Source organism: Micromonospora sp. AMSO12t (assembly GCF_008806585.1).
Classification (GTDB): Bacteria; Actinomycetota; Actinomycetes; order Mycobacteriales; family Micromonosporaceae; genus Micromonospora; species Micromonospora reichwaldensis.
The window spans coordinates 1-420 of record NZ_WAAS01000638.1; the positions used below are offsets into that span (position 1 = coordinate 1).

At 65.2% G+C, this 420-nt stretch carries 1 protein-coding gene; it reads right to left on the reverse strand.

What is annotated here, in order from left to right; genetic code table 11:
- Positions 1–54: 54 nt before the first annotated feature.
- Positions 55–420: transglycosylase domain-containing protein (locus F6X68_RS33295; protein WP_192581676.1), on the reverse strand; the 366-nt coding region annotated here is incomplete at its 5' end.

Consider the following 420-nt stretch of genomic DNA (forward strand, 5'->3'; position numbering starts at 1 on the left):
GAAGGCTGGCCGCAAAGCTCGGGTTTTGGGCCGGAAAAAACACCTGAAATCGGCTCAAAATCCGCGATTTTCGCGCCAGCAGGTGGCAAGTGAGCTCGCCTGCCCCCGCGCCATATAGGTCGCCGCCAGCCGCCGCACGCCCGGACCGGGCGTCCTGGCGCTGCGCTTGACCGGATTCGGCAGGATCGAGGCCAACAGCGCCGCCTCCCGGGGGGAGAGATTGGCGGCCGACTTGCCAAACGCATAGGCGCTGCCCGCCTCGACGCCAAACTGCCCCTGGGGGCCGAGCTCGGCGATATTAAGGTAGATTTCGAGGATCCGGGCCTTGGGCAGCACGAAGTCGATCCACAGCGCCAGCGGGAATTCCAGGCCCTTGCGGATGAAATCCCGCCACTGCCAGAGGAACAGGTTCTTGGCGAC